Source organism: Microbacterium imperiale, from assembly GCF_017876655.1.
Lineage (GTDB): Bacteria > Actinomycetota > Actinomycetes > Actinomycetales > Microbacteriaceae > Microbacterium > Microbacterium imperiale.
Map to the genome: position 1 here is coordinate 2,673,513 of NZ_JAGIOK010000001.1, position 25,170 is coordinate 2,698,682.

24 protein-coding genes and 2 tRNA genes are annotated in these 25,170 nt (G+C 70.5%); 20 read left to right on the forward strand and 6 right to left on the reverse strand.

The window, feature by feature from the left end; translation table 11 throughout:
- Positions 1-48: 48 nt before the first annotated feature.
- Positions 49-717 (reverse strand): response regulator transcription factor, encoded by a 669-nt coding sequence (locus JOF37_RS12930; RefSeq protein WP_210007191.1) that lies wholly within the window; start codon positions 715-717, stop codon positions 49-51.
- 13 nt (positions 718-730) lie between these two features.
- A complete protein-coding gene (locus tag JOF37_RS12935; protein WP_210007192.1) occupies positions 731-2,005 on the reverse strand; it encodes a sensor histidine kinase in 1,275 nt (424 codons plus the stop codon).
- Between the two features lie 115 nt (positions 2,006-2,120).
- Between JOF37_RS12935 and JOF37_RS12940 the strand changes: the two genes are divergently transcribed.
- The 5 genes from JOF37_RS12940 (at position 2,121) to JOF37_RS12960 (ending at position 5,501) form a co-directional block, all read left to right on the forward strand.
- Positions 2,121-2,966 carry a hypothetical protein gene (locus tag JOF37_RS12940; protein ID WP_210007193.1) on the forward strand — a complete coding sequence of 282 codons (846 nt, stop codon included), beginning with the start codon at positions 2,121-2,123 and terminating at the stop codon, positions 2,964-2,966.
- Between the two features lie 44 nt (positions 2,967-3,010).
- Positions 3,011-3,808 carry an inositol monophosphatase family protein gene (locus tag JOF37_RS12945; protein WP_210007194.1) on the forward strand — a complete coding sequence of 266 codons (798 nt, stop codon included), beginning with the start codon at positions 3,011-3,013 and terminating at the stop codon, positions 3,806-3,808.
- A gap of 139 nt (positions 3,809-3,947) precedes the next feature.
- Positions 3,948-5,258 carry a peptidoglycan DD-metalloendopeptidase family protein gene (locus JOF37_RS12950; protein WP_245338166.1) on the forward strand — a complete coding sequence of 437 codons (1,311 nt, stop codon included), beginning with the start codon at positions 3,948-3,950 and terminating at the stop codon, positions 5,256-5,258.
- 63 nt (positions 5,259-5,321) lie between these two features.
- Positions 5,322-5,393, forward strand: a tRNA-Thr gene (locus JOF37_RS12955).
- A gap of 34 nt (positions 5,394-5,427) precedes the next feature.
- Positions 5,428-5,501 (forward strand) — tRNA-Met (locus JOF37_RS12960).
- A gap of 528 nt (positions 5,502-6,029) precedes the next feature.
- On the opposite strand, the gene JOF37_RS12965 is transcribed toward JOF37_RS12960, so the two are convergent.
- Complete coding sequence (locus JOF37_RS12965; RefSeq protein ID WP_210007195.1) at positions 6,030-7,349, reverse strand: cytochrome P450; 1,320 nt, start codon at positions 7,347-7,349, stop codon at positions 6,030-6,032.
- A gap of 63 nt (positions 7,350-7,412) precedes the next feature.
- The gene (locus tag JOF37_RS12970; RefSeq protein ID WP_271175088.1) at positions 7,413-8,348 is read right to left on the reverse strand and encodes a DUF368 domain-containing protein; all 936 of its coding nucleotides are present in this window, start codon (positions 8,346-8,348) and stop codon (positions 7,413-7,415) included.
- Between the two features lie 266 nt (positions 8,349-8,614).
- On the opposite strand from JOF37_RS12970, the gene JOF37_RS12975 reads away from it, so the two are divergent.
- The 6 genes from JOF37_RS12975 to JOF37_RS13000 all read left to right on the forward strand — a co-directional run bounded on the left by JOF37_RS12975 (position 8,615) and on the right by JOF37_RS13000 (position 13,589).
- Positions 8,615-8,974 (forward strand): sugar ABC transporter ATPase, encoded by a 360-nt coding sequence (locus JOF37_RS12975; protein WP_210007196.1) that lies wholly within the window; start codon positions 8,615-8,617, stop codon positions 8,972-8,974.
- Positions 8,971-10,758 (forward strand): glycoside hydrolase family 15 protein, encoded by a 1,788-nt coding sequence (locus tag JOF37_RS12980; RefSeq protein WP_210007197.1) that lies wholly within the window; start codon positions 8,971-8,973, stop codon positions 10,756-10,758. The genes JOF37_RS12975 and JOF37_RS12980 overlap by 4 nt, the downstream gene beginning before the upstream one ends.
- On the forward strand, positions 10,748-11,650 hold the full coding sequence (locus JOF37_RS12985; protein ID WP_271175089.1) for an SMP-30/gluconolactonase/LRE family protein: 903 nt from the start codon (positions 10,748-10,750) through the stop codon (positions 11,648-11,650). Before JOF37_RS12980 ends, JOF37_RS12985 begins: the two co-directional genes overlap by 11 nt.
- A 44-nt stretch (positions 11,651-11,694) precedes the next feature.
- Complete coding sequence (locus JOF37_RS12990) at positions 11,695-12,591, forward strand: SDR family oxidoreductase (RefSeq protein ID WP_210007198.1); 897 nt, start codon at positions 11,695-11,697, stop codon at positions 12,589-12,591.
- Positions 12,592-12,684: 93 nt separating this feature from the next.
- Positions 12,685-13,170, forward strand: a complete 486-nt coding sequence (locus JOF37_RS12995; protein ID WP_245338167.1) for a MarR family winged helix-turn-helix transcriptional regulator — start codon at positions 12,685-12,687, stop codon at positions 13,168-13,170.
- Entirely contained in the window at positions 13,167-13,589 is a 423-nt protein-coding gene (locus JOF37_RS13000) for an organic hydroperoxide resistance protein (RefSeq protein WP_210007199.1), read from the forward strand. Before JOF37_RS12995 ends, JOF37_RS13000 begins: the two co-directional genes overlap by 4 nt.
- A gap of 30 nt (positions 13,590-13,619) precedes the next feature.
- Here the strand turns inward: JOF37_RS13000 and JOF37_RS13005 are convergent, their stop codons facing one another.
- Positions 13,620-14,315, reverse strand: coding sequence for a GTP pyrophosphokinase (locus JOF37_RS13005; protein ID WP_210007200.1), 696 nt, complete (start codon positions 14,313-14,315; stop codon positions 13,620-13,622).
- A 139-nt stretch (positions 14,316-14,454) separates the two neighbouring features.
- Between JOF37_RS13005 and JOF37_RS13010 the strand changes: the two genes are divergently transcribed.
- From JOF37_RS13010 to JOF37_RS13040, 7 genes are read left to right on the forward strand one after another with little or no spacing between them, the layout of a single operon-like run.
- Complete coding sequence (locus tag JOF37_RS13010) at positions 14,455-16,182, forward strand: ABC transporter ATP-binding protein (protein ID WP_210007201.1); 1,728 nt, start codon at positions 14,455-14,457, stop codon at positions 16,180-16,182.
- Positions 16,179-18,227, forward strand: a complete 2,049-nt coding sequence (locus JOF37_RS13015) for an ABC transporter ATP-binding protein (RefSeq protein WP_210007202.1) — start codon at positions 16,179-16,181, stop codon at positions 18,225-18,227. Before JOF37_RS13010 ends, JOF37_RS13015 begins: the two co-directional genes overlap by 4 nt.
- Before the next feature lie 42 nt (positions 18,228-18,269).
- Entirely contained in the window at positions 18,270-19,220 is a 951-nt protein-coding gene (locus tag JOF37_RS13020) for a DUF2510 domain-containing protein (RefSeq protein ID WP_210007203.1), read from the forward strand.
- Positions 19,220-20,056 (forward strand): sulfite exporter TauE/SafE family protein, encoded by an 837-nt coding sequence (locus tag JOF37_RS13025; protein ID WP_210007815.1) that lies wholly within the window; start codon positions 19,220-19,222, stop codon positions 20,054-20,056. Before JOF37_RS13020 ends, JOF37_RS13025 begins: the two co-directional genes overlap by 1 nt.
- 9 nt (positions 20,057-20,065) lie before the next feature.
- On the forward strand, positions 20,066-20,515 hold the full coding sequence (locus JOF37_RS13030) for an FAS1-like dehydratase domain-containing protein (RefSeq protein ID WP_210007204.1): 450 nt from the start codon (positions 20,066-20,068) through the stop codon (positions 20,513-20,515).
- Complete coding sequence (locus tag JOF37_RS13035; RefSeq protein WP_210007205.1) at positions 20,512-20,919, forward strand: MaoC/PaaZ C-terminal domain-containing protein; 408 nt, start codon at positions 20,512-20,514, stop codon at positions 20,917-20,919. Before JOF37_RS13030 ends, JOF37_RS13035 begins: the two co-directional genes overlap by 4 nt.
- Before the next feature lie 2 nt (positions 20,920-20,921).
- Positions 20,922-22,058 (forward strand): UDP-N-acetylmuramate dehydrogenase, encoded by a 1,137-nt coding sequence (locus JOF37_RS13040; protein ID WP_210007206.1) that lies wholly within the window; start codon positions 20,922-20,924, stop codon positions 22,056-22,058.
- A 48-nt stretch (positions 22,059-22,106) separates the two neighbouring features.
- Here JOF37_RS13040 and JOF37_RS13045 read toward each other — a convergent pair whose 3' ends face one another.
- The gene (locus JOF37_RS13045) at positions 22,107-23,306 is read right to left on the reverse strand and encodes a pyridoxal phosphate-dependent aminotransferase (protein ID WP_210007207.1); all 1,200 of its coding nucleotides are present in this window, start codon (positions 23,304-23,306) and stop codon (positions 22,107-22,109) included.
- Positions 23,307-23,401: 95 nt separating this feature from the next.
- Here JOF37_RS13045 and JOF37_RS13050 point away from each other — a divergent pair, with 95 nt between their 5' ends.
- Positions 23,402-24,283: an ABC transporter ATP-binding protein gene (locus JOF37_RS13050; RefSeq protein ID WP_210007208.1), complete on the forward strand. Its 882-nt coding sequence runs from the start codon at positions 23,402-23,404 to the stop codon at positions 24,281-24,283.
- Complete coding sequence (locus tag JOF37_RS13055) at positions 24,280-25,155, forward strand: ABC transporter permease (RefSeq protein WP_210007209.1); 876 nt, start codon at positions 24,280-24,282, stop codon at positions 25,153-25,155. Before JOF37_RS13050 ends, JOF37_RS13055 begins: the two co-directional genes overlap by 4 nt.
- Positions 25,156-25,170 lie beyond the last annotated feature (15 nt).

Below are 25,170 nucleotides of genomic sequence, written 5' to 3' on the forward strand. Positions count from 1 at the left end.
GCTCAGAATCCGCGCCGATGTTTCATCCGAATGGATGAAGCGGGCGGGTCAGATCCGGTTGCGTGCTCCCCAGAGCGCGAGTTGGGTGCGGTCGGCGAGGTCGAGCTTCTTGAGCGCGGAGTGCAGTTGGGAGCGGACCGTGTGCACCGAGACCTGGAGCGTTTCGGCGATGCCCTCGTTGCTCGTGACGCCCCCGGCGAGCACGGAGATCACGCGGCGCTCGGCGGATGTCAGCAGGGCGCTGCCTTCGGGGTCGGCGGGGACGCCGCCCCGGCGGACGAACTCGCGCAGGAGCGGAGCGGTCACCCGCGACGACACGAGTGCTTCACCGCGCGCGGCCGCGTAGATGGCGCCGACGAGCTGATCGGAGTCGTGGCTTTTGAGCAGGTACCCGACGGCGCCGGAGTCGAGCGCTTCGCTGACGTAGCCGTCGACGGCGTAGCTGGTCATCACGATGACGGCGATCGGAGGATGCCCGTCGTCGGGCCGGGCGAGCACGCGGGTGGCGGCCAAGCCCGACATCTGCGGCATCTGGATGTCCATCAGCACGACGTCGGCCCGTTCGGCCCGGGCGACGTGAACGGCGTCGACGCCGTTGGACACCTCCCCGGCCACGAGGATGCCGGGGGCTCCTTCGAGCTGCAGGCGCAGGCCACGGCGGACGGCACGATTGTCGTCGGCGATGAGGACGCGGATGCGCTCGCTCGGACGATTCATGCCGTTCTCCTTGTCAGGCGACCGGGTCGATCGGGATCGCGATCCGCACGTCCCATCCGCCTGTCGGCGTCGGCCCTGCGAACAGTGTGCCTCGCAGCAGCTCGATGCGTTCGCGCATGCCGCGCAGTCCCCAGCCGAGGTCGAGGCCGGGAACGGGGGTCGAATCGCGCCCGGGCGCCTCGTTGCCGATCCGCACCACGAGATCGTCCGGACCGGCCGACACCGTGACGGTCACGGGAGCTCCCGGCGCGTGCTTGGCTGCGTTGGTGAGCGCTTCCTGCAGCGCACGGTACGCGGTGGTCGAGACGACGGCGGGCAGGTCGGTCACGGGACCGGACGCGGTGAACGACACCGGCATCCCGCGCTGCGACCAGAACTCCACGAGCTCCGCCGCGCGGCGCAGGTCGCGCGTGGTCTCGGTGGGGGCGGTCGCGTCCGCATGCAGGTCGCTCAGGGCACCCGAGAGGCTCGCGGCGGCGAACCTGCCCTCGTTGCGCACCTCTCCCACCAGCCGAATCGCCTCTTCGGGCCGAGCGGGGGCGAGCGAGATCGCCGCGTCGGCGAGCGTCACCAGGCCGGCGAGGTGCTGGCCGGCGACATCGTGCAGTTCCTGCGCGATGCGCGCACGCTCGCGTTCGCGTGCGTCGGTCACGCGCGCGTCGTGCTCCTGGCGGGCGAGCTCCGCCTGCTCGCGGGCGAGCGTGACCCGTCGCACCTGCGCTCCCCACCAGATACCGAGAGCCGTGGCGCCGAGCACGGGAGCTGTGAAGTTGAAGAACTGATTCGCCGTGTAGCTCACCGACTCGCCGAGATCGCCGACGTAGAACGCGGCCCAGACCACGAGGGTGCCCATGGCGACCACGACGACGAGAACGCCGCACACGATCGCCCAGGTCGGGGAGACGCGGCTCGCCAGCAGGAACTGTGCGAGCGCCACCACGAGATACATGCCCACGAGCCAGTTCGGGATGGCGAATGCGATGAGCAGCGCGAGGTACACCGCGACGGTCGCGGCGACGGCCGTCCGCGGCCACCGGTCGCTCAGCAGCAGCGCCGCGGCCTGCACGACGCATCCGGCCGTGAGGGTGGCGAACAGCAGCGGCAGCGGAATCTCCCAGGGCCAGTCCTCGAAACCGTCGATCAGGGCCGTGATCGGAGTCGCCAGCACCTGCAGCGTCGTCATCACCGAGACGATCACGACGAAGATGGCCGCCGCGCGACGGGTGCGGAAGAAGGTCCGCGTGGCGGACGCGTCGAATCCGACGCCGGGTTCTCGGGGTGGTTTCACCTCAGCATCCTCTCAGCAGCCGCGGCCCTCGCCCGACGGCGGGGTCGGGAACGACCCCGCGCGGACAACGAGCGCGTGCCAGGATGAGAGCATCCACGCGGAAGGATCACCGTCGATGACCCAGCCCATCACGTCTCCGGAATCGAACAAGCTGCTGCGCGCCGCGATCTGGGTGGCCATCGGAGCGCTGATCGCCGCGGCCCTCGTCTGCGTCGTCTGGGTGCTCGTCGGTTCGGGCACCGGCATCGTCGCGCGTGCCTTCCTCACGGTGCTGCTGCTCGCCGGGTTCGCCGGCATCGCGATCCTCGAGTCCCACCTCGCCTCACGGCGCCCCGCCTGGTTCTCGCTGACGAGCATGGTCGTCTGGGTGGTCGCGCTGCTCGTCGGTGCCGTCATGATCTGGCTGCCGCGCCCGGTCGAGGACTTCGGATGGGGCTACGAACGCTTCCTGCGCTTCTTGCTCATCGTGCTCATCCTGCAGCTCGCGTTGCTGCATCTGCGACTGTTCACCAAGGCGTACGCGCGCAACCCGACGACGTTCCTGTCGATCGTCACGTACGTCACGATCGCCTTCGTGGCGATCGTCGCCGTCATGCTGATCGTCCCCCTGATCGTCGAGGACCACTTCACCTTCCTGCCGATCTACTGGCGGGTCGTCGTGGCGCTGACGATCCTCGCGGCCGTGGGCACGGCGCTCGTGCCGCTCGTCAACGCGCTGCTGATGCCACGCCCGCGCAAGCCCGCCGCCCCGGCGTGGCCCACCTACGCGGACGGCCGCACGCCGCTCCCCGCTCTCCCCGACGGGTCGCCGGACTGGCAGGCGTACTACACGGGTCGCCCGACCTACCCGCAGGGGTACGCGCCTCCCCGGATCCAGAGCCCGCAGCAGCCCGCGGCGCAGGGGTACCAGGGGTACCCGCCGCCCCCGCCGCTTCCGAACCAGCCCCCGGCACCGCGCTGACCCGCGGGGCGCCGTGCGGGCGCCCGACCCCGTAGCGTGGAGGCATGGTGGACACTCGAGAGCTCGCTGACCTGGCCATCGACATCGCGCGCGAGGCCGGTGAGCTCGCGCGACGTCGACGCGGCGAGGGCGTCGCGATCGCGGCCACCAAGTCGGCGCTGGCCGACATCGTCACCGAGGCCGACCGCGAGGTCGAGCTGCTGATCCGCGACCGCATCGCCACCGCGCGGCCCGATGACGGCTTCCTCGGCGAGGAGTCCGGCGCCGAGCGCGGTGCGAGCGGATTGACGTGGGTCGTCGACCCGATCGACGGCACCGTGAACTACGCCTACGGCATCCCGCATTACGCCGTGAGCATCGCCGTCGTCGAGGGCGAGCCCGACCCGCAGGCCTGGGACGCCCTCGTCGGCGTCGTCTACTCACCCGCTGTCGATGAGCTGTTCCAGGCTCGCGCGGGCGAGGGGGCGTGGCTCGCCGCGCATCGCTTGCAGGTGTTGGAGCCGACGGATGCCGGTGCGCTGCTGGCGACCGGCTTCGGGTACGACCCCGCCACGCACGCCGGCGACCTGGCCCGCCTCGGGCGGATCATGCCGGTCGCCCGCGACATCCGTCGTGCCGGAGCGGCATCGCTCGATCTGGCCTATGTCGCCGCCGGACGACTCGACGGGTACGTCGAGCGCGGACTGCAGCCCTGGGACCACGCCGCGGGTGCGCTGCTCGTGCGCGAAGCCGGTGGTGAAGTGACGGGCATGCCGGGCGAGCGTCCCGGGCGCACGATGACCATCGCCGCGTCGCCGGCCCTGCACAGCCGGTTGGCCGAGCGGGTTTTCCACGAATCCTGACGCGTGGATCGCATTCTCAGCCGCAACTCGTTAGTGTTTACCTGTTCGTTATCTTCGTTACCCGAGCGAAGGGGCACGAACGACACCCGGTTTGTATCCGTCGTGCTTCGAGCGCGCGCTATTTCCGAGAGCCTGCGATTTGACTTCTGAGACCGCTCCCACCGAGGCCGCGACTTCGCGTCCCTCGACCGGGGAACCCTCCCTCGGAGCGCCGAACGGCCTCACCCGAGCGCAGTGGCGTCGGCTGATGGCCGAGGCCGAGCTGGCCGCGAAGGTCGCCGCCGCCCCCGCGGCGGAGGTGGCGAACACCGAGCCCGTCGAGCCCGAGCCCCACCCCGAGCCTGCCGCTCCCGCCGCGGAGGTCGTCGAAGAAGAGCTGGTTCTGACGGTCGTCGACAGTGACGCCCACGCCGGTCCTCAGCTCGTGACCCCGTCTCGCCGCCGCCGCGAGCGTGCGCAGACCGCCGAAGCGGCGTCCGCCCCGGGCGAGTGCTTCGGTCCGGCCGCGGTCGAGTCCGACGAGCCGCACGCGGATGCCGCCGACGAGTCCGGCATCCCGCCGGCCGCTCCGCTGCCCGACGACCGCGTCGTCGACGAGTTCGAGTTCGCCGCGCGACTGTTCTCCTTCACGGCGCAGACGCCGGTCCAGGTCGCCGCCGAGGCCATCGTCGAGCAGGAGGCGCGCGAGGTCGCGACCCCCCGCCGGCGACTGCGCAACGTGGGCAAGCGCATGGCCGCGGCATCCGTCTCGATGACGGCCGTCGCCGCTGTCGGCCTGCTCGCGGTGGGGCTGACGAGCCCGGCCGCCGTGGTCTTCGCGTCCGGCGACACCGGCCACGACATCACGGCCGAGACGGCTCGTCCCGCCGCAAGCGTCGAGCCCGAAGAGATCCAGGCTTTCGTCTCCTCCTCGGCCACGGGCGTGACCTTCGATCGCAGCGACGCGTTCGACGTCACCTCGGTGTCGGAGATCGCCGCCGATTCCGGCGTGACCAACTTCGCCGGCACGTGGGTCAACGACCCGAACGCCGAGATCCAGTGGCCCTTCCCGGTCGGCGTTCCGATCTCGGCCGCCTTCGGGTCGGTGTCATACCTGTCGGAGTTCTCGCGCCCCCACCGCGGCGTCGACCTGACCCCGGGTGCCGGTGCCGACATCCACGCCGTCGCCGGCGGAACCGTCCGCATCGCGACCGAGGCCGGCGGCGACTACGGCGTGACCGTCGTCATCGACCACACCATCAACGGCGAGCTCGTCTCGACCCGGTACGGGCACATGCAGTACGGCTCGCTCAAGGTGAAGGTCGGCCAGACGGTCGAGCCCGGGCAGGTCATCGGCAAGGTCGGCAGCACCGGCAAGTCGACCGGCGCGCACCTCCACCTCGAGGTGCTGCTGGGCGGAACCACGCAGGTCGATCCCATCGCTTGGCTGCAGGAGCACACCGGCAGCTGACCTGATTCGATCAGAGGTCGCCGAGATGGTATCCTCTTCTAGTTGCCCGCTTGCGGGCAGCACGCCCCGATAGCTCAGTGGCAGAGCACTTCCATGGTAAGGAAGGGGTCGTCAGTTCAATCCTGACTCGGGGCTCGCAGCATCTCTCGGCTCACGCCGGATGCCGTGTGGCGGGGTAGCTCAGTTGGTGAGAGCGCACGACTCATAATCGTGAGGTCGCGGGTTCAAGCCCCGCTCCCGCTACAGAAGCAAACCCCCGGTTCCGCCGGGGGTTTGTCGTTTGCGGAGTGTGTTCCGGGCAAAGAGGCGCCCGGGGCCCCTCCAGAGCCCCGGGCGCATGTCGGGCGCGAGACGAGGACGATCTCACTCGCGGCCGCGGGTCGAGCAGGCCCGCCCTGCTCCCCAGCAGCGCTGGTGCGCACCCGACGCGATCATTGTGCCGCTCGTGGCACGACGCGCCGTTGAGGGCGTTGGGCGGCGGGGTGACAACAAAATGCCTGGTCCGTAGGCAGTACCGTGGCGTTGGACGCGATGGGAGAGCGACCGACGAGGCCCAAAACGCCGCCGGGATTTCATCCGAACGGATGACGCCGCGGTGCGGCATCCGTCATGCCCCCACAACAGGAACGCCCCGACATCCGGGGATGCGGGGCGTTCTGCGATCCGGGGGAGATCGTCGACTGCTGGCTTCGACGCTACGGGCTTTCGCCACCCCCGTCGAGTCGGTACTTCGGGGGACAAGACGGCCGCTCGCGACGGATCGGCGCGGGGTCAGCGACGGTGGAAAGGACAGCGCCCACCCTCACCGGTGCCGCGCACGCGCCCACCCGAGGCGGGCTTGGTCGGAAGGCGACGGCGGTTCACGTCGAGGCCCTCGCCGAGGATCGTGACACCCGGAGTGCTCAGTGCGGCGATCGCCGTCGCCAGGCCCGCGATCGCGAGCTTCTCGCCGGGGCAGCGGTGCCCCGTGGCCGGATCGGCGCCGCCGTGGGGGATGAAGGCGGGCAGCGCCTCGTAGTCGTCGACGCCGACGAACCGCTCGGGATCGAACGACTCCGCGTGCTGCCAGGACGCGTCGTCCGTATTCGTGCCGAGGATGTCGAGCACGACGCGACCGCCGGCTGCGACGGTCTGCCCGTCGAGTTCCACATCGGCCACGGCGCGGCCCGGCAGCATCGGGACGAACGGTGCCGTCCGGCGGATCTCCTGGGCGAAAGCCACGGCGAGCGGCCCGTCGACGAGCGTCCCGCGATCGGCGGTCTCGGCTGCGATGCGCTCGCGCCACTCGGGTCGATCGTGCAGCTCCTTCGCCGCGAACGCGACGAACCGCGCGACGGCGATCATCGGGCGCATGCTGTTCTGCAGCTCGATGCCGGCCAGTCGCGCCGACAGCAGCACGCCTCCGCGGTCGCGGTGCCACGCCCATTCCTTCAGCGCGGTGCCGTCGGCGGGGTCGAGGTCGCCGTCGCGGACAGCCTCGATGAGGTGCTGAGCGTGCCGGTCCGACCAGCTCCGGTTCAGCCATGCGAGCGCGTACTCGGGGGAGTAGGGCACGCCGAAGCCGTTCACGATCTGCGCCAGACGCGCCGCCCAGCGGGTCTTCGCGTCCGCGGTCCCGGGCAGCCCCGCCCAGCGCATGACGGCTCGACCGAAGGCGCCGACGGCCGCGTCGTAGGCCGACCGCTCGCCGCCCGCGCCCCAGGCGTCGAGCTCGACCTGCCACTCGTGCTCGAGCAGCGGACGCAGGCGCTCGACCTGCGCATCCTCGTATGCGACATCGAGGAACGTCGCCTTGCGGTGACGGTGCTCGTCGCCGTCGAGGCTGTGCACCGAGCCGTGACCGAACAGCGTCTCCTGCACGATCCCGGGCATGGCGCCGTGTCGACGGATGCGACTCTCGTCGTAGAACAGCTCCACGCCCTCCGCGCCTCGGACGAAAATCGTCGGGTCGCCGAGAAGTCCCATCGGGGCCGATCGGGCGCCCGGGCGCACGCGCTTCCAGATGCGTTCCCCGAAGCCATAGCCGCGCAGCAGGATCTTGGGCGAGTCGTCTCGTAGCGTGCGGGCGGCAGCGGTGATCGAGGACGTCATGCCCTCTACGGTCGCACGGGGCTGCACCGGGGCCGAGGGGGAGGCGGATCGATGCGGCGTGTGCTAGCCGTTGTCGGCCGGGTCGAGGGCACCGGCATCCCACCGCCGCGCGGCGCGCTTGAGGACGATGGACTCCGCCAGCAGCACCCCGCCGACGACCGCGGCGCCGAGCGCCACGAGGAGCAGCGCGGGCACGAGATCGGGGCCGGGAGCCTGGATGCTGCCGCCTTCCTGCCACGGCCAGAGGGCGCGCAGCGATCCGATCATCAGGCCCGTCATCGCCGCGAGCACGACGCGCCGGCGGTGCGTCAGCAGCCACTGCAGTACCGAGACGAAGAGCCCCAGCCCGATCATCGCGCCCAGGACGAACACGCCGAGGTACGCGAGGTCGCGGTCGTTGACGGCGGCGAGAGTCGGCGCGTACATGCCGACGGCGAGCAGCACGAACGATCCCGAGACTCCGGGGACGACGAGCGCGCAGACGGCGAAGGCGGCCGCGAGTGCGACCACCGGCAGCGGCGGCTCGAGGGGATCGACCTGCGGCAGGCTCGTCAGTGCGAGGCCGGCGATCGCGCCGAGCGCGGCCACGCCGTACTCCCGCGGACGCCAGCGACCGCCCACCATGCGAATGGGCACGACGAGCGACGCGAGGATGAGGCCGGCGAACAGCGCGCGCGACGCGACGGGCTCGGCCTCGATGAGCGGGGCCAGCACGGCCGAGGCGACGAGCACCGCGACGATCATCCCGATGCCGACCGGCAGCACCACCGACCAGCGGACGGCGCTCAGCTCGCGGCGGGCTCGCGCGAGTCCGCGTCCCCGCACACCGTCGGCGACCGTCGCGGCGACGCCGCGCGCGAGGTGCCCCGCCGAGTCGATGAGCGTCTCGTAGACACCGACGATCAGCGCGACCGTGCCGCCGCTCACCCCGGGGATGATCTCGACGGTGCCGATGAGGGCGCCGCGACCGGTGTCGAGCAGCATGCGGGCGAAAGGCACGGGTGACCTCCGAGTGAAGCGAACGGAGTGATTCACGCTACCGACCTCCACCCGGGTGAACCCCGAGAGCGGGCGTTCACCCGGGGCCAGACGCGCTCGAGTCGGGCTGGGGTGGGTTGGTTGGCAGTTGGTGCCCCCTCCGGGTGCGGCGAGGGGGCGGGACCTGTCAGGTGAGGGTCTGGCGGGCACTCACGCTCGCGTTACCGTGCGTTCCGAGCACTCGCAAGTGGCTCGACGGAATCGACGGCGCCGCCGAGGGTGGAGTCATGTCCAACGCATTCAACGACGACCTCGCCCGTCCCGCCGCAGCCGAGGATGCCGGCATCCAGCCCTTGCGCGACGGCGATGCGACCAGCGAGGCCGACCCGTCGCTCGACCCGGCCCAGCAGGAATGGGACCGCACCGACGCGATCGATGAGGCGCTCGACGCGGGCGTCGACCCGGCCGACCTCGACGTCGCGACCGCGACGGGCGACGACCCGGCGCACCTCGTCGACGACACCGACGAGATCCCGGCCACCGACCAGCCCTCGAGCGGTCTGCAGCCCGAGTCCCAGGGCGATGACCCGATCGTGGCGGAGCTCGGCGAGGACGGCGAGGGCGACCTGTCCGACGAGGATCTGTGACCGGGATCGAGACCTACGCGCCGATCGGCGACGGTCGCACCGTCGCGCTGATCGGACTCGACGGCAGCGTCGACTGGCTGCCGCTGCCGGAGCTGACGAACACTCCGATCTTCGCGCGCCTGCTCGATCGCGACACCGGCGGCTGCCTCGAGCTCGCGCCGGTCGAGCAGTTCGAGACGACGCGCCGCTACGTGCCCGACACCAACGTCCTCGAGACGACATTCACCACCGCGGCCGGATCGGTGCGGGTCACCGACGCCATGGTGTCGGGCGTGGCCGGACGGATGCCGTGGGCCGAGCTCGCCCGCCGCATCGATGGTCTCGACGGCGAGGTCGAGATGGCGTGGCGCATCCATCCGGGCACGTCGCTGACCACGGCGGCGCCGTGGGTCGAGCGCACGCAGCACGGCGACGTCGTCCGCAGCGGCAAGACGGCGTTCGTCGTGGTGGGCTTCGACCACGGTCCCGACGAGCCCGATCCCGACGGCACCCGCGGCCCCCGCCTGACGGGCTCGTTCACGACGCAGCCGGGGTCGCGTCACCTCATCGCCCTGGCCGCGACGCACGACGAGCCGTTGCACCTGCCCGATCCGCACAAGGTCGACATCGGCATCGACCGCACGATCGACAACTGGCGCCACTGGTCCGAGGTGTTCTCGTACGAGGGGCCGTGGGCCGAGCGCATCCAGCGCAGCGCTCTGGCGCTGAAGCTCCTGATCTTCAGTCCGACCGGCGCGATCGCTGCCGCAGCGACGACCTCGCTGCCCGAGAACCCCGAGGGCGGCAAGAACTGGGACTACCGCTTCGCCTGGGTGCGCGACCTCGCCTACACCGCTCATGCCCTCGTCCGTTTCGGCCTGCGCGAAGAGACGCATGCCGCGCTGTCGTGGATGCTGCGCACGATCCGCGAGCACGGCCCCGAGCTGCACGTCATGTACACCCTCGACGGCGGCCTCGTCCCGGATGCCCGCGAGCATCCCGTGCCGGGGTGGCGCGGCATCCCTCCCGTCGTGACGGGGAACCCCGCGCGGCAACAGCTGCAGCTGGGTGTCTACGGCGACCTGATGGCGATCTGCCGCACCTACGTCGATGCCGGCAACGTCCTCGACATCGGCACGGGACGGATGCTCGCCGGGCTCGCCGATCGCACGTGCGATCTGTGGCGCAACCCCGACTCGGGCATGTGGGAGCTCCCCGAGCAGCGGCACTACACGTCGTCGAAGATGGGGTGCTGGAAGGCGCTCGACGATGCCGTCGCGCTCGCCGAGTCGGGAGCGATCCCCGGCAGCGCCGAGCGCTGGAAGGCCGAGCGCGAGCGCATCCGGCTCTGGATCGACGAGAACTGCTGGTCCGACGAGCGCGCCGCCTACGTCTTCTACGCCGGATCGGACGAGCTCGACGCGTCCGTGCTGCTGCATGCTCCCACCGGATTCGACCGCGGCGAGCGGATGTCGTCGACGATCGACGCCCTCACCGCCTTGCTCGGCGCGGGGCCCCTGCTCTACCGCTACAGCGGGGTCGATCGCGAGGAGAAGACGTTCGTGGCGTGCGCCTTCTGGCGCGCCGAGGCCCTCGCGTGCGTCGGCCGCCACGACGAGGCGCTGGAGCTCGTCGACCAGCTCGTCGCCTCGGCCAACGACGTCGGCATCTACGCCGAGATGATCGACGCCGAGGACGGCACCGCCTGGGGCAACACGCCGCAGGCGCTGAGTCACCTCGCGTTCATCGCGACCGTGCTGACCATCCGAGACGTCGTCCCCGAGGAGGCTCTCCGTGACCGATGACAACGTGACCGATGAGAACGTGACGGTGTTCCGCGACACGCGCGCTGTGCTCGTCGAGAGTATCTGGTGGGACGAGCGCACCGACGAAGTGGTCTGGGTCGACATCACCGCCGGCCTGCTGCACCGCGGCCGGCTCGATGGCGCGGTGGACGGCAGCGACGACCGGGTCGTCGAGCTGCCGCCGCCTGTCTCGGCGGTGCAGCCCGCCCGCGGCGGGGGGTACGTCGCGGCGCTGAAGGACCGCGTCGTCCTGCTCGACGCCGACGGGCGCCTCGAGCGCGAGCTCGCGCCGCTGCACCATCGTCACGACGGCATGCGGCTGAACGAGGGCAAGGTCGACCCCTTCGGGCGGCTGATCGTCGGCGGCATGGAGCTGACCACCGACGACCCCGACGCGACCGTGTGGTCGGTGGGGATCGCGGGAGACGTGCGCGCGCTCGTCGGCGGGTTCGGCGTCGCGAACGGGATGGAATGGTCCGACGATGCGCGGACCATGTACGTCACCGACACCGCGACGTCGACGGTCTACCGCGGCTCCTACGGGGCCGAGGGCGATCTCGGCGAGCTCGAGCCGTTCCTCGTCGGCCGGCCGAGCGACGGGCTCACGCGTGCCGACGACGGATCGTTCGTCTCGGCCTTCTACGGCGAGGGAACGATCGGACGATGGGATGCCGCGGGCGACCTCGTCGGCGAGATCGCGCTGCCCGCACCCAACCTCACGTCCGTCGCATTCGTCGGGCCGCAGCACGACGTCCTCCTCGTCGGCTCGGCGCGGGAGAACCTGACCGAGGAGCAGCTGCAGCAGCATCCGCTCTCGGGGGGGATCTTCCGGCTCTCGCTCGGCGTCGCCGGACGCGGCGTCCACACTTTCGGCCAGTCGCCCACCGACTGAGCCGCGCACGACCACCCCCAGGAAGACCAACGGAAGGAGACACCATGTCCCGCGATCAGTACACCTTCGTCAACCCCGCCGAGCTGTACTCGGACATCGAGCCCGAGAAGCAGCACATGGAGGAGCCCGGCCTCGACGCCGACCTCACGCCGAAGGCCGACCTCGGTGAGGAGAGCTACCGCGGCAGCGGCCGGCTCACGGGGCGCAAGGCCCTCATCACCGGCGGCGACTCCGGCATCGGTGCGGCCACGGCCATCGCGTTCGCGCGCGAAGGCGCCGATGTCGCCATCTCGTACCTGCCCCAGGAGGAGGAGGACGCCCAGCGCATCGCCGGGATCCTGAAGGAAGCGGGTGTCACGGTGGCTCAGCTTCCGGGCGACCTGCGCGACCCCGAGTACTGCCGGTCGCTCGTGGCCGACACCGTGTCGGCGCTCGGCGGCATCGACATCCTGGTGAACAACGGCGGCAAGCAGATCTTCCAGGAGTCGCTCGCCGACCTGACCGACGAGCAGTTCGACGACACGTTCAAGACGAACGTCTACGCGATGTTCTGGATCACCAAGGCGGCGCTGCCGCACCTGCCCGCGGGCGCGTCGATCATCAACACCACGTCGATCCAGGCTTACTCGCCGTCCGAGACGCTCGTGGACTACGCCTCGACGAAGGCCACGATCAACACCTTCACCAAGGCCCTCGCGCAGCAGCTGGCGCCGCAGGGCATCCGTGTCAACGCGGTCGCCCCCGGCCCCATCTGGACGCCGCTGCAGCCGAGCGACGGCCAGCCGCAGGAGAAGATCGCGAGCTTCGGCGAGGAGACCCCGCTCGGACGCATGGGCCAGCCCGCGGAGCTCGCGCCGGCATACGTGTTCCTCGCGTCGCCCGAGTCGAGCTACGTCGCCGGTGAGACGCTCAACGTCAACGGCGGCATGCCCACGCCCTGACGCCGACGAACGCCCCCGGAGCCGCGCGCCGCGCTCCGGGGGCGTTCCTCGACGCGATTGATTGTGCACAACCTAATCGTGTACGGTCGAAGCATGGAACCCACGCAGCACATGGTGTGCTTCTCGCTGTACGCGGCGTCGCGTGCCACGACGAAGGCCTACGCCGCGCTGCTCGAGCCGCACGGGCTGACCTATCCGCAGTACCTCGTGCTCGTGCTGCTGTGGAGCCGCGACGGCCGCAGCGTGCGCGACCTCGGTGACGCGCTCGACCTCGACTCGGGCACGCTGTCGCCGCTGCTGCGGCGCATGGACCGCGACGGTCTCGTCGAACGGACCCGCACCGCCGACGACGAGCGCGTCGTCACCGTGTCGCTCACCGACCGCGGGCGACAGCTGCGCGCCGACCTGGCGCACGTGCCGACCTGCATCGCATCCGGCATGGGAGTCACCCTCGATGGCGCGCGCGAACTGATCGCCGCACTCACCGATCTCGCCGACGGCATGCGCGACACCGCCGCCGACGCGCGGACGGCACCCGCCGCCCGGTCCACCCCCGAGAAGAAGAAGGAGCACGCATGAGCGCCCTCTACACCGCCGAAGCCCTGTCGACCGGAGCCGGCCGCAACGGCCACGTCCGCAGCACCGACGGCCGCGTCGACCTCGACATGGCCGTCCCGAAGGAGATGGGCGGATCGGGCAACGGCTCGAACCCCGAGCAGCTGTTCGCGGCCGGGTACGCCGCCTGCTTCCACTCCGCACTGCAGATGGTCGCGCGCACGAAGAAGGTCGACGTCACCGACTCCGCCGTCGGCGGCCAGGTGCAGATCCACCCCACGGATGCCGGCGGCTTCTCGCTCTCGGTCGTTCTCGAGGTCGTCCTGCCGGGCGTCGACCGCGACGTCGCCCAGGAGCTGGCGGATGCCGCTCACCAGGTGTGCCCGTACTCCAACGCGACCCGCGGCAACATCCCCGTCGAGATCACGGTCTCCGAGGACTGAGCCCCGAGCCCTCGTCCCCGTGTCGAGCGCTCAGATGCGCACGATGCGGGGACGCTGGCGCACCTCGCGGTGCAGCCGCTCCATCTTCGCGTCGAGCTCGGACGCCGTCTGCGCGGCATCCTTGAGCTCCGTGAGCAGTTCCGCCGGCACGTTCGAGGCGAACTTGTAGTAGATCTTGTGCTCGAGGCTCGCCCAGAAGTCCATCGCGATGGTGCGGAACTGGACCTCGACGGGCACCATGAGCCGGCCCGTCGAGAGGAAGACCGGCACCTGCACGATCGCGTGCAGACTCTTGTAGCCGTTGGGCTTCGGCTCGGCGATGTAGTCCTTCACGAGCAGGACCTCGACGTCGTCCTGGGCGGTGAGCAGGTCGAACAGGCGGTAGGCGTCCTGCGTGAAGCTGCACGTCACCCGCACACCCGCGATGTCGGTGATGCTCTCGCGGATCGCCGAGAACTCCGGCTCGACGCCCTTGCGCACCACCTTCTCGACGATGCTGTCGGGCGACTTCAGCCGGCTCGAGAGGTGCTCGATCGGGTTGTAGTCGTGCAGCTGTTGGAACTCATCGCGCAGGATCTGCAGCTTGGTCTCGATCTCCTGCATGCCGAACCGGTACTCGAGCAGGAACTGCTGGAACTCGTCCCGGAGGCTGCGCAGCTCCTGCGGTGAGAAGTTCTGCAGCCCGTCGGTGACGGAGAGCGGGGGAACGGCGCTGCCGGTCGTCATGAGTGAGACGGTAGCGACATCGGGTCAGCGGTCGCTGTGAGCGCGCTCGCCGTTCGCCGGGGGCGCAACCTCGACCCCGTGCGTGTCGGAGCCCGGCGTTAGCATGAACCGTCCGACCCGCTTCGCCCAGGGAGAACCCATGCTCGGCAAGCTCCTGATCCGCTATCTGCGCACCTATCGGCTGCTGCTCCTGGGCGTGCTGGTCTTCCAGTTCGCCTCGGCCATGGCGTCCCTCTACCTGCCGCGGCTGAACGCCGACATCATCGACAACGGCGTCGCCCGCGGCGACACGGCCTACATCTGGTCGCGCGGCGCGATCATGCTCCTCATCGCCCTCGGCCAGATCGTCGCCGCCGTCATCGCCACCCTGTGCGCCGCCCGCGCCGCGATGGCGGCCGGTCGCGACATCCGCCGCGACGTGTTCCAGAAGGTCAGCGGCTTCTCAGAGCGCGAGGTCTCGCGGTTCGGGCCGGGAACCCTGATCACGCGCAACACCAACGACGTCCAGCAGGTGCAGATGCTCGCGATGATGGGGGCGACGATGCTCGTCACCGCGCCCATGCTCGCCATCGGCGGCATCATCATGGCGCTGCAGCAGGATGTCGGACTCAGCTGGCTCATCGGCGTCTCGGTGCCGCTGCTGCTCGTGATCGCGGGCGTCATCATCAGCCGCATGGTGCCCCTGTTCCGGCAGTTCCAGACGCGTCTCGACAACGTCAACCGCATCATGCGCGAACAGCTGACCGGTGTCCGGGTCGTCCGCGCCTTCGTGCGCGAGCGCATCGAAGAGGAGCGCTTCCGCGGCGCCAACACCGACATCATGATCGTCGGGCGCAAGGTCGGCTCGCTATTCGTCCTGATGTTCCCGCTCGCGATGCTCGTGCTGAACGTGACCGTCGTCGGGGTCATCTGGTTCGGCGGCATCCAGGTCGATCAGGGCAACGTGCAGATCGGCACCCTCTTCGCCTTCATGCAGTACGTCGGCCAGATCCTCATGGGCGTCCTGATGGCCACCTTCATGACGATCATGATCCCGCGCGCAGCCGTCTCCGCCGACCGCATCGGCGAGGTGCTCGCGTCGCACGACGCGCTCGAGCGCCCGGCCGAGCCGGTGACGACGTTCACCGACCCCGGCGCGATCGTCTTCGACGACGTCTCGTTCACCTACCCCGGCGCCGACTCCGCCGTGCTCCAGGGCATCTCGTTCCGGGCGGCGCCGGGCGAGACGGTCGCCGTCGTCGGCTCGACCGGGTCGGGCAAGACGACGCTCGTCTCTCTCATCCCGCGGCTGTTCGACGTCACCGGCGGCGCGGTGCGCGTCGCGGGCGTCGACGTCCGGCGAGCCGACCTCGACCAGCTGTGGGCGGGCATCGGCTACGTCCCGCAGCGGGCGTTCCTGTTCACGGGGACGGTCGCGTCCAACCTCCGCTTCGGCCGCGAGGACGCGACCGACGACGAGCTGTGGCGCGCTCTCGAGATCGCTCAGGCCCGGGACTTCGTCGCCGAGATGGAAGGCGGGCTCGACGCGCGGATCGCCCAGGGCGGCACGAACGTGTCGGGCGGTCAGCGGCAGCGGCTCGCGATCGCACGAGCGATCGTCCGGCGCCCCGACGTCCTCGTGTTCGACGACTCGTTCTCGGCGCTCGACCTCGCCACCGACGCACGCCTGCGCGAGGCGCTCTGGCGCGAACTGCCCGACGTGACCAAGATCGTCGTCGCCCAGCGCATCTCGACGGTCACCGGCGCCGACCGCATCCTGGTCCTGGACGACGGCAGGATGGCGGGCCTCGGCACCCACGCGGAGCTGTTGCAGTCCAACGACACATATCGCGAGATCGTGCAGTCGCAGCTGGGAGTGGACGCGTGAGCGCGACGGAACAGAACCTGACCGACGAAGAGAAGCTCGAGCTCGAGCTCGCGGAGCAGGCGCGGCAGAACTCCGGCGACTGGGACAGCGTTGCGCCGGGCAAGGCCGAGAAGTTCGGACCGAGCTTCCTGCGCATGATCGGCCTGCTGCGGCCCTACGCCGCGGTGTTCGCACTGATGACGGTGCTCGGTGCCCTCGGCGTGCTGCTCGCAGTCCTCGCGCCGCGCGTGCTCGGCGACGCGACCAACCTCATCTTCGAGGGGGTCGTGTCCAAGAACCTCGGCGAGCAGTTCCCGGCCGGGACGAGCCAGGAGGATGTCGTCGCGGCCCTCAACGCCGTCGGGCAGACCGACATCGCCAACATCGTCGGCGCGATGCAGAACTTCCAGGTCGGCGCCGGCGTCGATTTCGACCGACTCAAGTGGGTCGTGGTGGCCGTCCTGGCGATCTACGTCGGCTCGGCGGTGCTCACCTGGCTGCAGGGCTTCGTGATCAACATCATCATGGTGCGCACGATGTGGCGCTTGCGCGAGTCGGTCGAGGCGAAGATCAACCGCCTGCCGCTGTCGTACTTCGACCGCGTGCAGCGCGGCGAACTGATCTCGCGGGTGACCAACGACATCGACAACATCACCCAGACGATGCAGCAGTCGCTCTCGACAGCCCTCACCAGTGTGCTGACCGTCGTCGGCGTGCTGTTCATGATGTTCTCCATCTCGTGGCAGCTCGCCCTCGTCGCGCTCGTGTCGCTGCCGCTCATGGCGGTCATCTTCGGCGTCATCGGGCCGCGGTCGCAGAAGGCGTTCGCCACGCAGTGGCGCAAGGTCGGCCGTCTCAACGCCCGCGTCGAGGAGTCCTTCTCGGGGCACGCCCTCGTGCGGGTCTACGGGCGCGAGCGCGACGCGCGCGAGAAGTTCGAGGCCGAGAACGACGAGCTGTTCGAAGCGGCCTTCAAGGCGCAGTTCCTGTCGGGCCTGATCATGCCCGGGATGATGTTCATCGGGAACCTCTCGTATGTCGGCATCGCCGTCCTCGGCGGCCTGATGGTCGCTTCCGGTCAGCTGCGTCTGGGCGATGTGCAGGCCTTCATCCAGTACTCGCAGCAGTTCACCCAGCCCCTCTCCGAGCTCGGCGGCATGGCGGCCGTCGTGCAGTCGGGCACCGCCTCGGCGGAGCGGGTGTTCCAGCTGCTCGACGAGGACGAGCAGGACCCCGACGACCCCGAGGCTCAGGTGGCCTCGGGTGGGCGCGGCGTGATCGAGTTCGACCACGTGCGCTTCGCCTACTCGCCCGACAAGCCGCTGATCCGAGACCTCTCGTTCCGCGTCGAGCCCGGACAGACGGTGGCGATCGTCGGACCGACGGGTGCGGGCAAGACGACCCTCGTCAACCTGCTCATGCGCTTCTACGAGCTCGACGGCGGACGCATCCTGCTCGACGGCCAGGACATCTCCGAGCTCTCCCGCGACGACGTCCGTTCGCGCACCGGCATGGTGCTGCAGGACCCGTGGCTGTTCGCCGGCACGATCCGCGAGAACATCCGATACGGTCGCGAGAGCGCGACCGATGAGGAGATCGTGGATGCCGCCGTCGCGACGCGGGTCGATCGCTTCGTGCACTCGCTCCCCGACGGCTACGACACGGTGCTCGATGAGGACGCGGCCAACGTCTCGGCGGGGGAGAAGCAGCTCATCACGATCGCCCGGGCCTTCGTCGCTCAGCCGGCCGTGCTCATCCTCGACGAGGCGACCAGCTCGGTGGACACCCGTACCGAGCTTCTGCTGCAGCAGGCGATGTCGGCGCTGCGCGAAGGACGCACCTCGTTCGTCATCGCGCACCGGCTGTCGACGATCCGCGACGCCGACCTCATCCTCGTGATGGAGCACGGCGACATCGTCGAGAAGGGCACGCACGATGAGCTGATCGCGGCGCAGGGTGCGTATTGGCGGCTCTACCGGTCGCAGTTCGAACGGGCGGCCTCCGAGTCGGAGGGCCCCGTCGAGTCCGCAGCGGATGCCGCCGACGCGATCCCGGCCGACGGATAGGGTGAGGTGGCGGCACGCCGCCCGATGTGGAATGAGGCAGAGTTGAGCAGTTCGACGCCCCCCGGCTGGTACGACGACGGTCACGGCGCGCTCCGGTGGTGGGACGGCGAGCAGTGGACCGAGCACACGCATCCGCTGCCTCAGCCGGACGGGAACCCCTCCGCGGCCGAGGCGTCGTCGCCGGCTGAGCCTCCGGTCGTGACCGAGGCCTCCCTCGTCGAGAGCCAGCAGCCCACGGCGTCGGCCGACACCGCGACGCCGACGGATGCCCTGCCCCCCGTGCCGCAGGCGCCCACCGGCCCCGCCCCCGTCTTCGAGGACGACCGGTCCGCGCATCCGGCGATCGCGTCTGTCTCGGCGCACCCGGGGCCGGTTCCGCCGCACCCCGGCCCGGTGCCCCCGCACCCCGGAGCGGTGCCGCCGTACGCCGGCGCGGGCCCAGCACAGCACGGCACCGGGGAAGCGCCGCAGCGGAAGTCGAAGCTGTGGATCGTCTTCGTCGTGCTCGGCGCCCTGCTGCTGGGTCTGATCATCCTCGCCGCGGTGTTCATCCCGCGCTTCGTCGCGGACCTGCTCGACCCGACGGGTGGACGCCCGGGCGACGGTGGCATCGCGCAGGACGCCGATATGCGGGCAGCCGAGCAGGTCGTCGCGGACTACGACGACGCCTGGGACGACATCGACTGCACGGCCTATCAAGCCACCCTCACGCCGGCCTACCTCACCGCCTACGGTTACGCCGACTGCGCCGATTTCGATCAGGCGGCGACCGTGTTCAACGAGTCCGTCGACGATTACGAGGTGAACGTCATCTCGAGCACGCGCGAGGGCGACACCATCTACGTCGAGACCGTCGAGAGCTTCGTGCAGGTGCTCGACGAGGCGGGCCTTCCGCTCGAGAACCCCGTGCCCGGCAGCTTCTCCTATTCGTACACGCTCGTGTCCGACGGTTCCGGCTGGCTCATCGACGACTTCGTCGAGTCGCAGCCGTGATGGTCGCGGACAAGGTGCGGCGCAGCCCGCGGTTCTATCTCGCGTGCGTCGGCGTCGGTCTCGCCGCCGGTCTGCTCTCCGGGCTCTTCGGTGTCGGCGGCGGCACCGTCATCGTGCCGCTGCTCGTCCTGCTGCTCGGCTTCGATCAGCGTCTCGCCGCCGGCACCTCGCTCGCGGCGATCGTCCCGACGGCCTCCGTCGGCGTCATCTCGTACGCGCTCACCGGTTCGGTCGCCTGGATCCCGGCGATCATCCTCGCTGTCGGCGCCGTCATCGGCGCGCAGATCGGGAGCTGGCTGCTCGCGAAGATCCCGCAGAACGCTCTCCGCTGGGGCTTCGTCGGCTTCCTGGTCGTCGTCGTGGTCATGCTGTTCATCGTCGTCCCCTCGCGAGACGCCGTGCTCGAGCTCACGTGGCTCACCGGACTGGGTCTCGGCGGACTCGGGCTGTTCACCGGCGTCATGGCCGGACTCCTGGGGGTCGGCGGTGGCGTGATCGTCGTGCCGGCGCTGATGTTCCTCTTCGGCACGAGCGACCTCATCGCGAAGGGCACGTCGCTGCTGATGATGATCCCGACCGCCCTCTCCGGCACGATCGGCAACGTGCGCCGTCGCAACGTCGATCTGTTGGCGGCGCTCGTCGTGGGACTCGCGGCCTGCACGACCACCGCGTTGGGGGCCTGGATCGCCACCCTGCTCAACCCGATGGTCGCCAACATCCTCTTCGCGGCGTTCCTGACGTTCATCGCCGCGCAGATGGCCTGGCGGGCGATCAAGGTCCACCGCACGCGTCGCGCCGCCGCGCGCGAGCCGCGTGCGGCACAGGGCCGCCGGTAGAATCGGAGCGTGTCCGTCAATCCCGATCTGGTCGAGCGCGCCTTCGCGCCGACCGCTCCCTACCTCGTGGGTCGCGAGAAGGTGCGCGAGTTCGCTCGCGCGGTCTTCGCGACCGATCCGCAGCACACCGATCCCGAGGCTGCTCGCGCCCTCGGCTACGCAGACGTTGTCGCGCCGCCGACCTTCGCGATGGTCATCCAGGACCTCACGCTGCAGCAGCTGCTCGGTGAGCCTGACTCGGGTATCGCGCTCGAGCGCACCGTCCACGCGGAGCAGCGGTTCCGGTACAGCCGGCCGATCGTCGCGGGCGACGAGCTGACAGCTCAGTTGAAGGTCACCGGTATCCGGGCGTTCGGCAAGGGCGCGATGGTCACGAGCGAGGCGGAGATCGTCGACGCGGATGCCGCGCACGTCGTCACCGCGATCTCCGTCCTGCTCGTGGGAGGGGAGGACGCATGAGCGCGCTCGACGTCGGAACCGTCGTCGCCGAACGTACGGTCGAACTCACCCGCGAATCCCTCGTCCGCTACGCCGGCGCGTCGGGCGACTTCAACCCCATCCACTACCGCGACGACGTCGCCGAGCGCGTCGGTCTGCCGGGCGTCCTCGCACACGGCATGCTCACCATGGGTCTCGCGGTCGAGACGATCGTCGAGTGGCTCGGCGACAGCGGTCGCATCGTCGAGTACGGGGTGCGCTTCACGCGGCCCGTCGTCGTCGACGCCGGGCACGGCGCCACCCTGACGATCACGGCGACCGTCGGTGCCGTCGATGACGAGACCGCCCGCATCGACCTCACGGTGAAGCACGACGCGACCGTCGTGCTCGGCAAGGCGCAGGTGCGCGTGCGGACGGCTGTCTGATCGTGGCGGAGGTCGCACCTCGGCCGCTGGCCGAACTCACCACGCTGCGCGCCGGCGCTGTTCCGGCGCGCATGGTCGAGGCGCACACGACCGACGAGCTCGTCGCGGTGCTGCGCGAGTTGTGGGCGGACGGCGAGCCCTGGCTCGTCGTGGGCGGCGGTTCGAACCTCCTGGTCGGCGATGATCCGTTCGACGGAACGGTCGTCGTCGTCCGCACGTCGGGCATCGAGGAACTGCCGTCGCCGAACCCGGGGCACACCCGACTGCGCGTGCAGGCGGGCCACTCCTGGGACGACCTCGTCGAATACGCGGTGGCGGCCGGCCTGAGCGGGATCGCGGCGATGTCCGGCATCCCCGGCACGGCCGGAGCCGCGCCCGTGCAGAACATCGGCGCGTACGGCCAGGAGGTCGTGCAGACGCTGGTCGAGGTCGAGCTGCTCGACGAGGCCACCGGCGAGGTCAGCGTCGTGCCGGCATCCGAGCTCGGTCTCGGCTTCCGCACCTCAGTGCTCAAGCACCACCACGGGTCGGTCGCCGCGCGGCCGGCCGTCATCCTCTCGATCACGCTCGAGCTCGCGCAGGTCGGGCACGGCGAGTTCGCCGTCCGCGGTCCGCAGCTGCGGGGAGCGCTGGGGCTCGACCCCGACGCCACCGTGACTCTGCGCTGGGTGCGCGAGACCGTGTTGGCGGTACGTGCGAGCAAGGGGATGGTGCTCGACGACGCCGACCCCGACACCTGGAGCGCGGGATCGTTCTTCCAGAACGCGGTCGTCACGGCAGCGTTCGCCCGCAGCCTCCCGCCCGAGTGCCCGCGCTGGCCCGTCGCCCCGGACCCCGTCGCGGACCGCATCATTCCGCTGAACGAGTACTACGGCGTCGACCCGACGGACGAGGTCGCGGAGCCGCACGTGAAGGTCAGCGCGGCCTGGCTGATCGAGCACGCCGGGATCGGCAAGGGCTTCGCGCTGCCCGGCTCGCGGGCCGGCCTGTCGACCAAGCACGCGCTGGCACTGACCAACCGCGGTGGCGCGAGCGCTGAGCAGCTCGCCGCCCTCGCCCGCTTCGTGCAGCAGCGTGTGCAGTCCGAGTTCGGGCTCATCCTGCAGCCCGAGCCCGTCCTCGTCGGCGTCGACCTCTGATCCCCGCCCCCTCCGGCGTCGAGTCGACGGAGAGGGCAGGGGAAGGGATCAGGAGAAGAGGCGCTGGAGGCGGCGGATGCCTTCGAGCAGCTGATCGTCGCCGAGCGCGTAGGACAAGCGCAGGTAGCCCGACGGGCCGAACGCCTCGCCGGGGACGACCGCGACCTCGGCCTGATCGAGGATCAGGTCGGCCAGCTCGAGCGAGGTCGTCGCCTCGGTGCCGCCCCACGTGCGTCCGAGCAGGCCGGTGACGTCGGGGTAGACGTAGAACGCGCCGAGCGGGGTGGGCACCGTCACGCCGGGGATCTTGCTGAGCTCGTCCACGATCAGGCGGCGTCGGCGGTCGAAGGCGAGACGCATCTGCTCGGCCTCGTCCTGGGGGCCGGTGATCGCCGCGAGGGCGGCGCGCTGCGCGACGTTGTTGACGTTCGAGCTGAGGTGCGACTGCAGGTTGCCGGCGAGCTTCATGGCGTCGGTCGGGCCGATCATCCAGCCCACGCGCCATCCGGTCATCGCGTAGGTCTTCGCGACGCCGTTGACGAGGATGGTCTGGCCGGCGAGCTCGGGCACGGCCTCGACGATCGACACCGCGCGGGCGCCGTCGTAGACGAGGTTCTGGTAGATCTCGTCGCTGATGACCCAGATGCCGTGCTCGAGGGCCCACTGGCCGATCGCGGCGGTCTCCTCGGGCGTGTAGACGGCGCCGGTCGGGTTCGACGGCGAGACGAACACGAGCACCGTCGTGCGCTCGGTGCGCGCGGCCTCGAGCTGCTCGACGGTGACCTTGTACTCCTGGTCCGCACCGGCGAAGACCTCGACCGGGATGCCGTCCGCGAGGGCGATGGCCTCGGGGTAGGTCGTCCAGTAGGGCGCGGGCAGCAGCACCTCGTCGCCGGGGTTCACGACGGTCTGGAACGCCTGGTAGACGGCCTGCTTGCCGCCGTTCGTGACGATGACCTGCGCCGGCTTCACCTCGAGGCCCGAGTCGCGCAGGGTCTTCGCGGCGATCGCTTCGCGCAGGGCGGGGAGTCCGACCGCGGGCGTGTAGCGGTAGTTCGCCGGGTCGGCGAGGGCCTGCTGTGCGGCATCCACGATGAACTGCGGGGTCGAGAAATCGGGCTCGCCCGCCGCGTACGAGATGACGGGGCGGCCGGCCGCCTGCAGGGCCTTCGCCTTGGCGTCGACCTTGAGGGTCGCCGACTCGGCGATGGCGGAGAGCTTGCGGGAGAGCGGTGCGCGTTCGGTCACCCTCCGAGCGTAGCGGCGGTGTCCACCGAATGGTGGATGCCTCCTCGCCCGGACGGCCGCTGTCGGGCGAGGCCTGAAGCGGGCACGGTGGAGTCATGACCACGAGAACCTCCGCGCCGACCATCGTGCGCGGCTTGACCAAGAGATACGGCGACGTCACGGCCGTCGACGACGTGAGCTTCGAGGTTCCGGCGGGCGGCGTCTTCGCGTTCCTCGGCACGAACGGGGCGGGCAAGTCCACGACGATCGGTGCCCTCACGACGGTGATCGAACCGGATGCCGGTGCCCTCACGGTCGCCGGACACGACGTGCGGACCGCCGGCGATGCCGTCCGGCGCGCGATCGGCGTCGTCTTCCAGGACTCCCTGCTCGACGAGGCGCTGACGGTGCGCGAGAACCTCACGGTGCGCGCGCGGCCCTACCTCGGCACGGCGGGCGGGATCCGCGAGCGCATCGAGCATCTGGCGGGGATCATCGATCTCGGCGAGTTCATCGATCGGCGCTACGGCCGGCTCTCGGGCGGCCAGCGCCGCCGCGCCGACATCGCCCGCGCGCTGCTGCACGATCCCGAGATCGTGTTCCTCGACGAGCCGACGACCGGTCTCGACCCCGCGAGCCGTCAGATGGTCTGGCGGACGATCCACGAGCTGCGTGAGCGGTCCGGTCTGACGGTCTTCCTGACGACCCACTACCTCGAGGAGACCGAGCAGGCCGACCGCGTGTGCATCATCGAGCGCGGTCGCATCGTGGCCGAAGGCGCCCCCGCCGAGCTGCGGGCCCGCTACAGCTCGAGCGTCCTGTCGCTCGTGACCGCCGCGGGCGACGAGCGCATCGCCGTGTCGGACGCCGCCGAAGCGCGACGCATCCTGGCCGAGCGCGGCGACGCGGTGCTCGACTTCGAGTTCCGGCACGGGCGCATGGACGACGTGTTCCTGGCGCTCACGGGCCGCCCCGTCGATGAGGCGGGTGCGCGGTGAGAACGATCCAGGCGTACGTCGGGCGCAACCTGCGCCTGTTCTACCGCGACCCGCTGGGTGTGTTCTTCTCGCTCACCGGCGCGCTCGTGGTGTTCCTGCTCTACGCCCTGTTCCTCGGGCAGATGCAGGTCGACTCGCTCGCGCAGACGCCCGGGCTGGATGCCGACGCGGCCCGCGACTTCGTGGACTCGTGGATGTTCGCGGGGGTCGTGGCGGTGGCCGCGGTCACGACGCCGCTCGGGGCGCTGTCGACGTTCGTCGAGGATGCCGCGACGGGCCGGTTCCGCGACTTCCTCGTGTCGCCGGTGCGCCGGGCGCAGCTCGTGCTCGGATACCTGGGCTCGGCCTTCGTCATCGGGCTGCTGACGACGCTGGTCGTGCTGGCCGTCGCGCTGGCATACCTCGGGTTCACGGGGCGCGTGCTGCCCGACGCGGGGCAGATCGCCCGCATCGTCGGCTGGACGGCGCTGTCGGTCGCGGCGTACACGGCGCTGTGGGCGTTCGTCGTGTCTTTCCTGCGGACAACGGGGGCGTACTCCGGGCTGTCGACACTCGTGGGCACGCTCACCGGCTTCGTGGCCGGCGCGTACATCCCCGTCGGCGCCTTTCCCGACGCGGTGCGCGACGCGGTGGGCGTCCTTCCCTTCGCGCAATCGGCCATGCTCGTACGACGCGAGTTCGCCCTCGATCCCCTCGAAGAGCTGGCGGGCTCGTCGCCGGCGGCGGTCGAGGAGCTCAGCCGCATGTACGGCATCGAGCTGCAGCTCGCCGGCGGCGTCGTGCCGGTCTGGGTCGCGGCGGTCGTGCTCGCCGTCGTCGCCGTCGCGTTCACGGTGCTCGCAGCGGCCCGCATCCGATCCCGCATCCGGTAGCGGCAGGATGGGGAT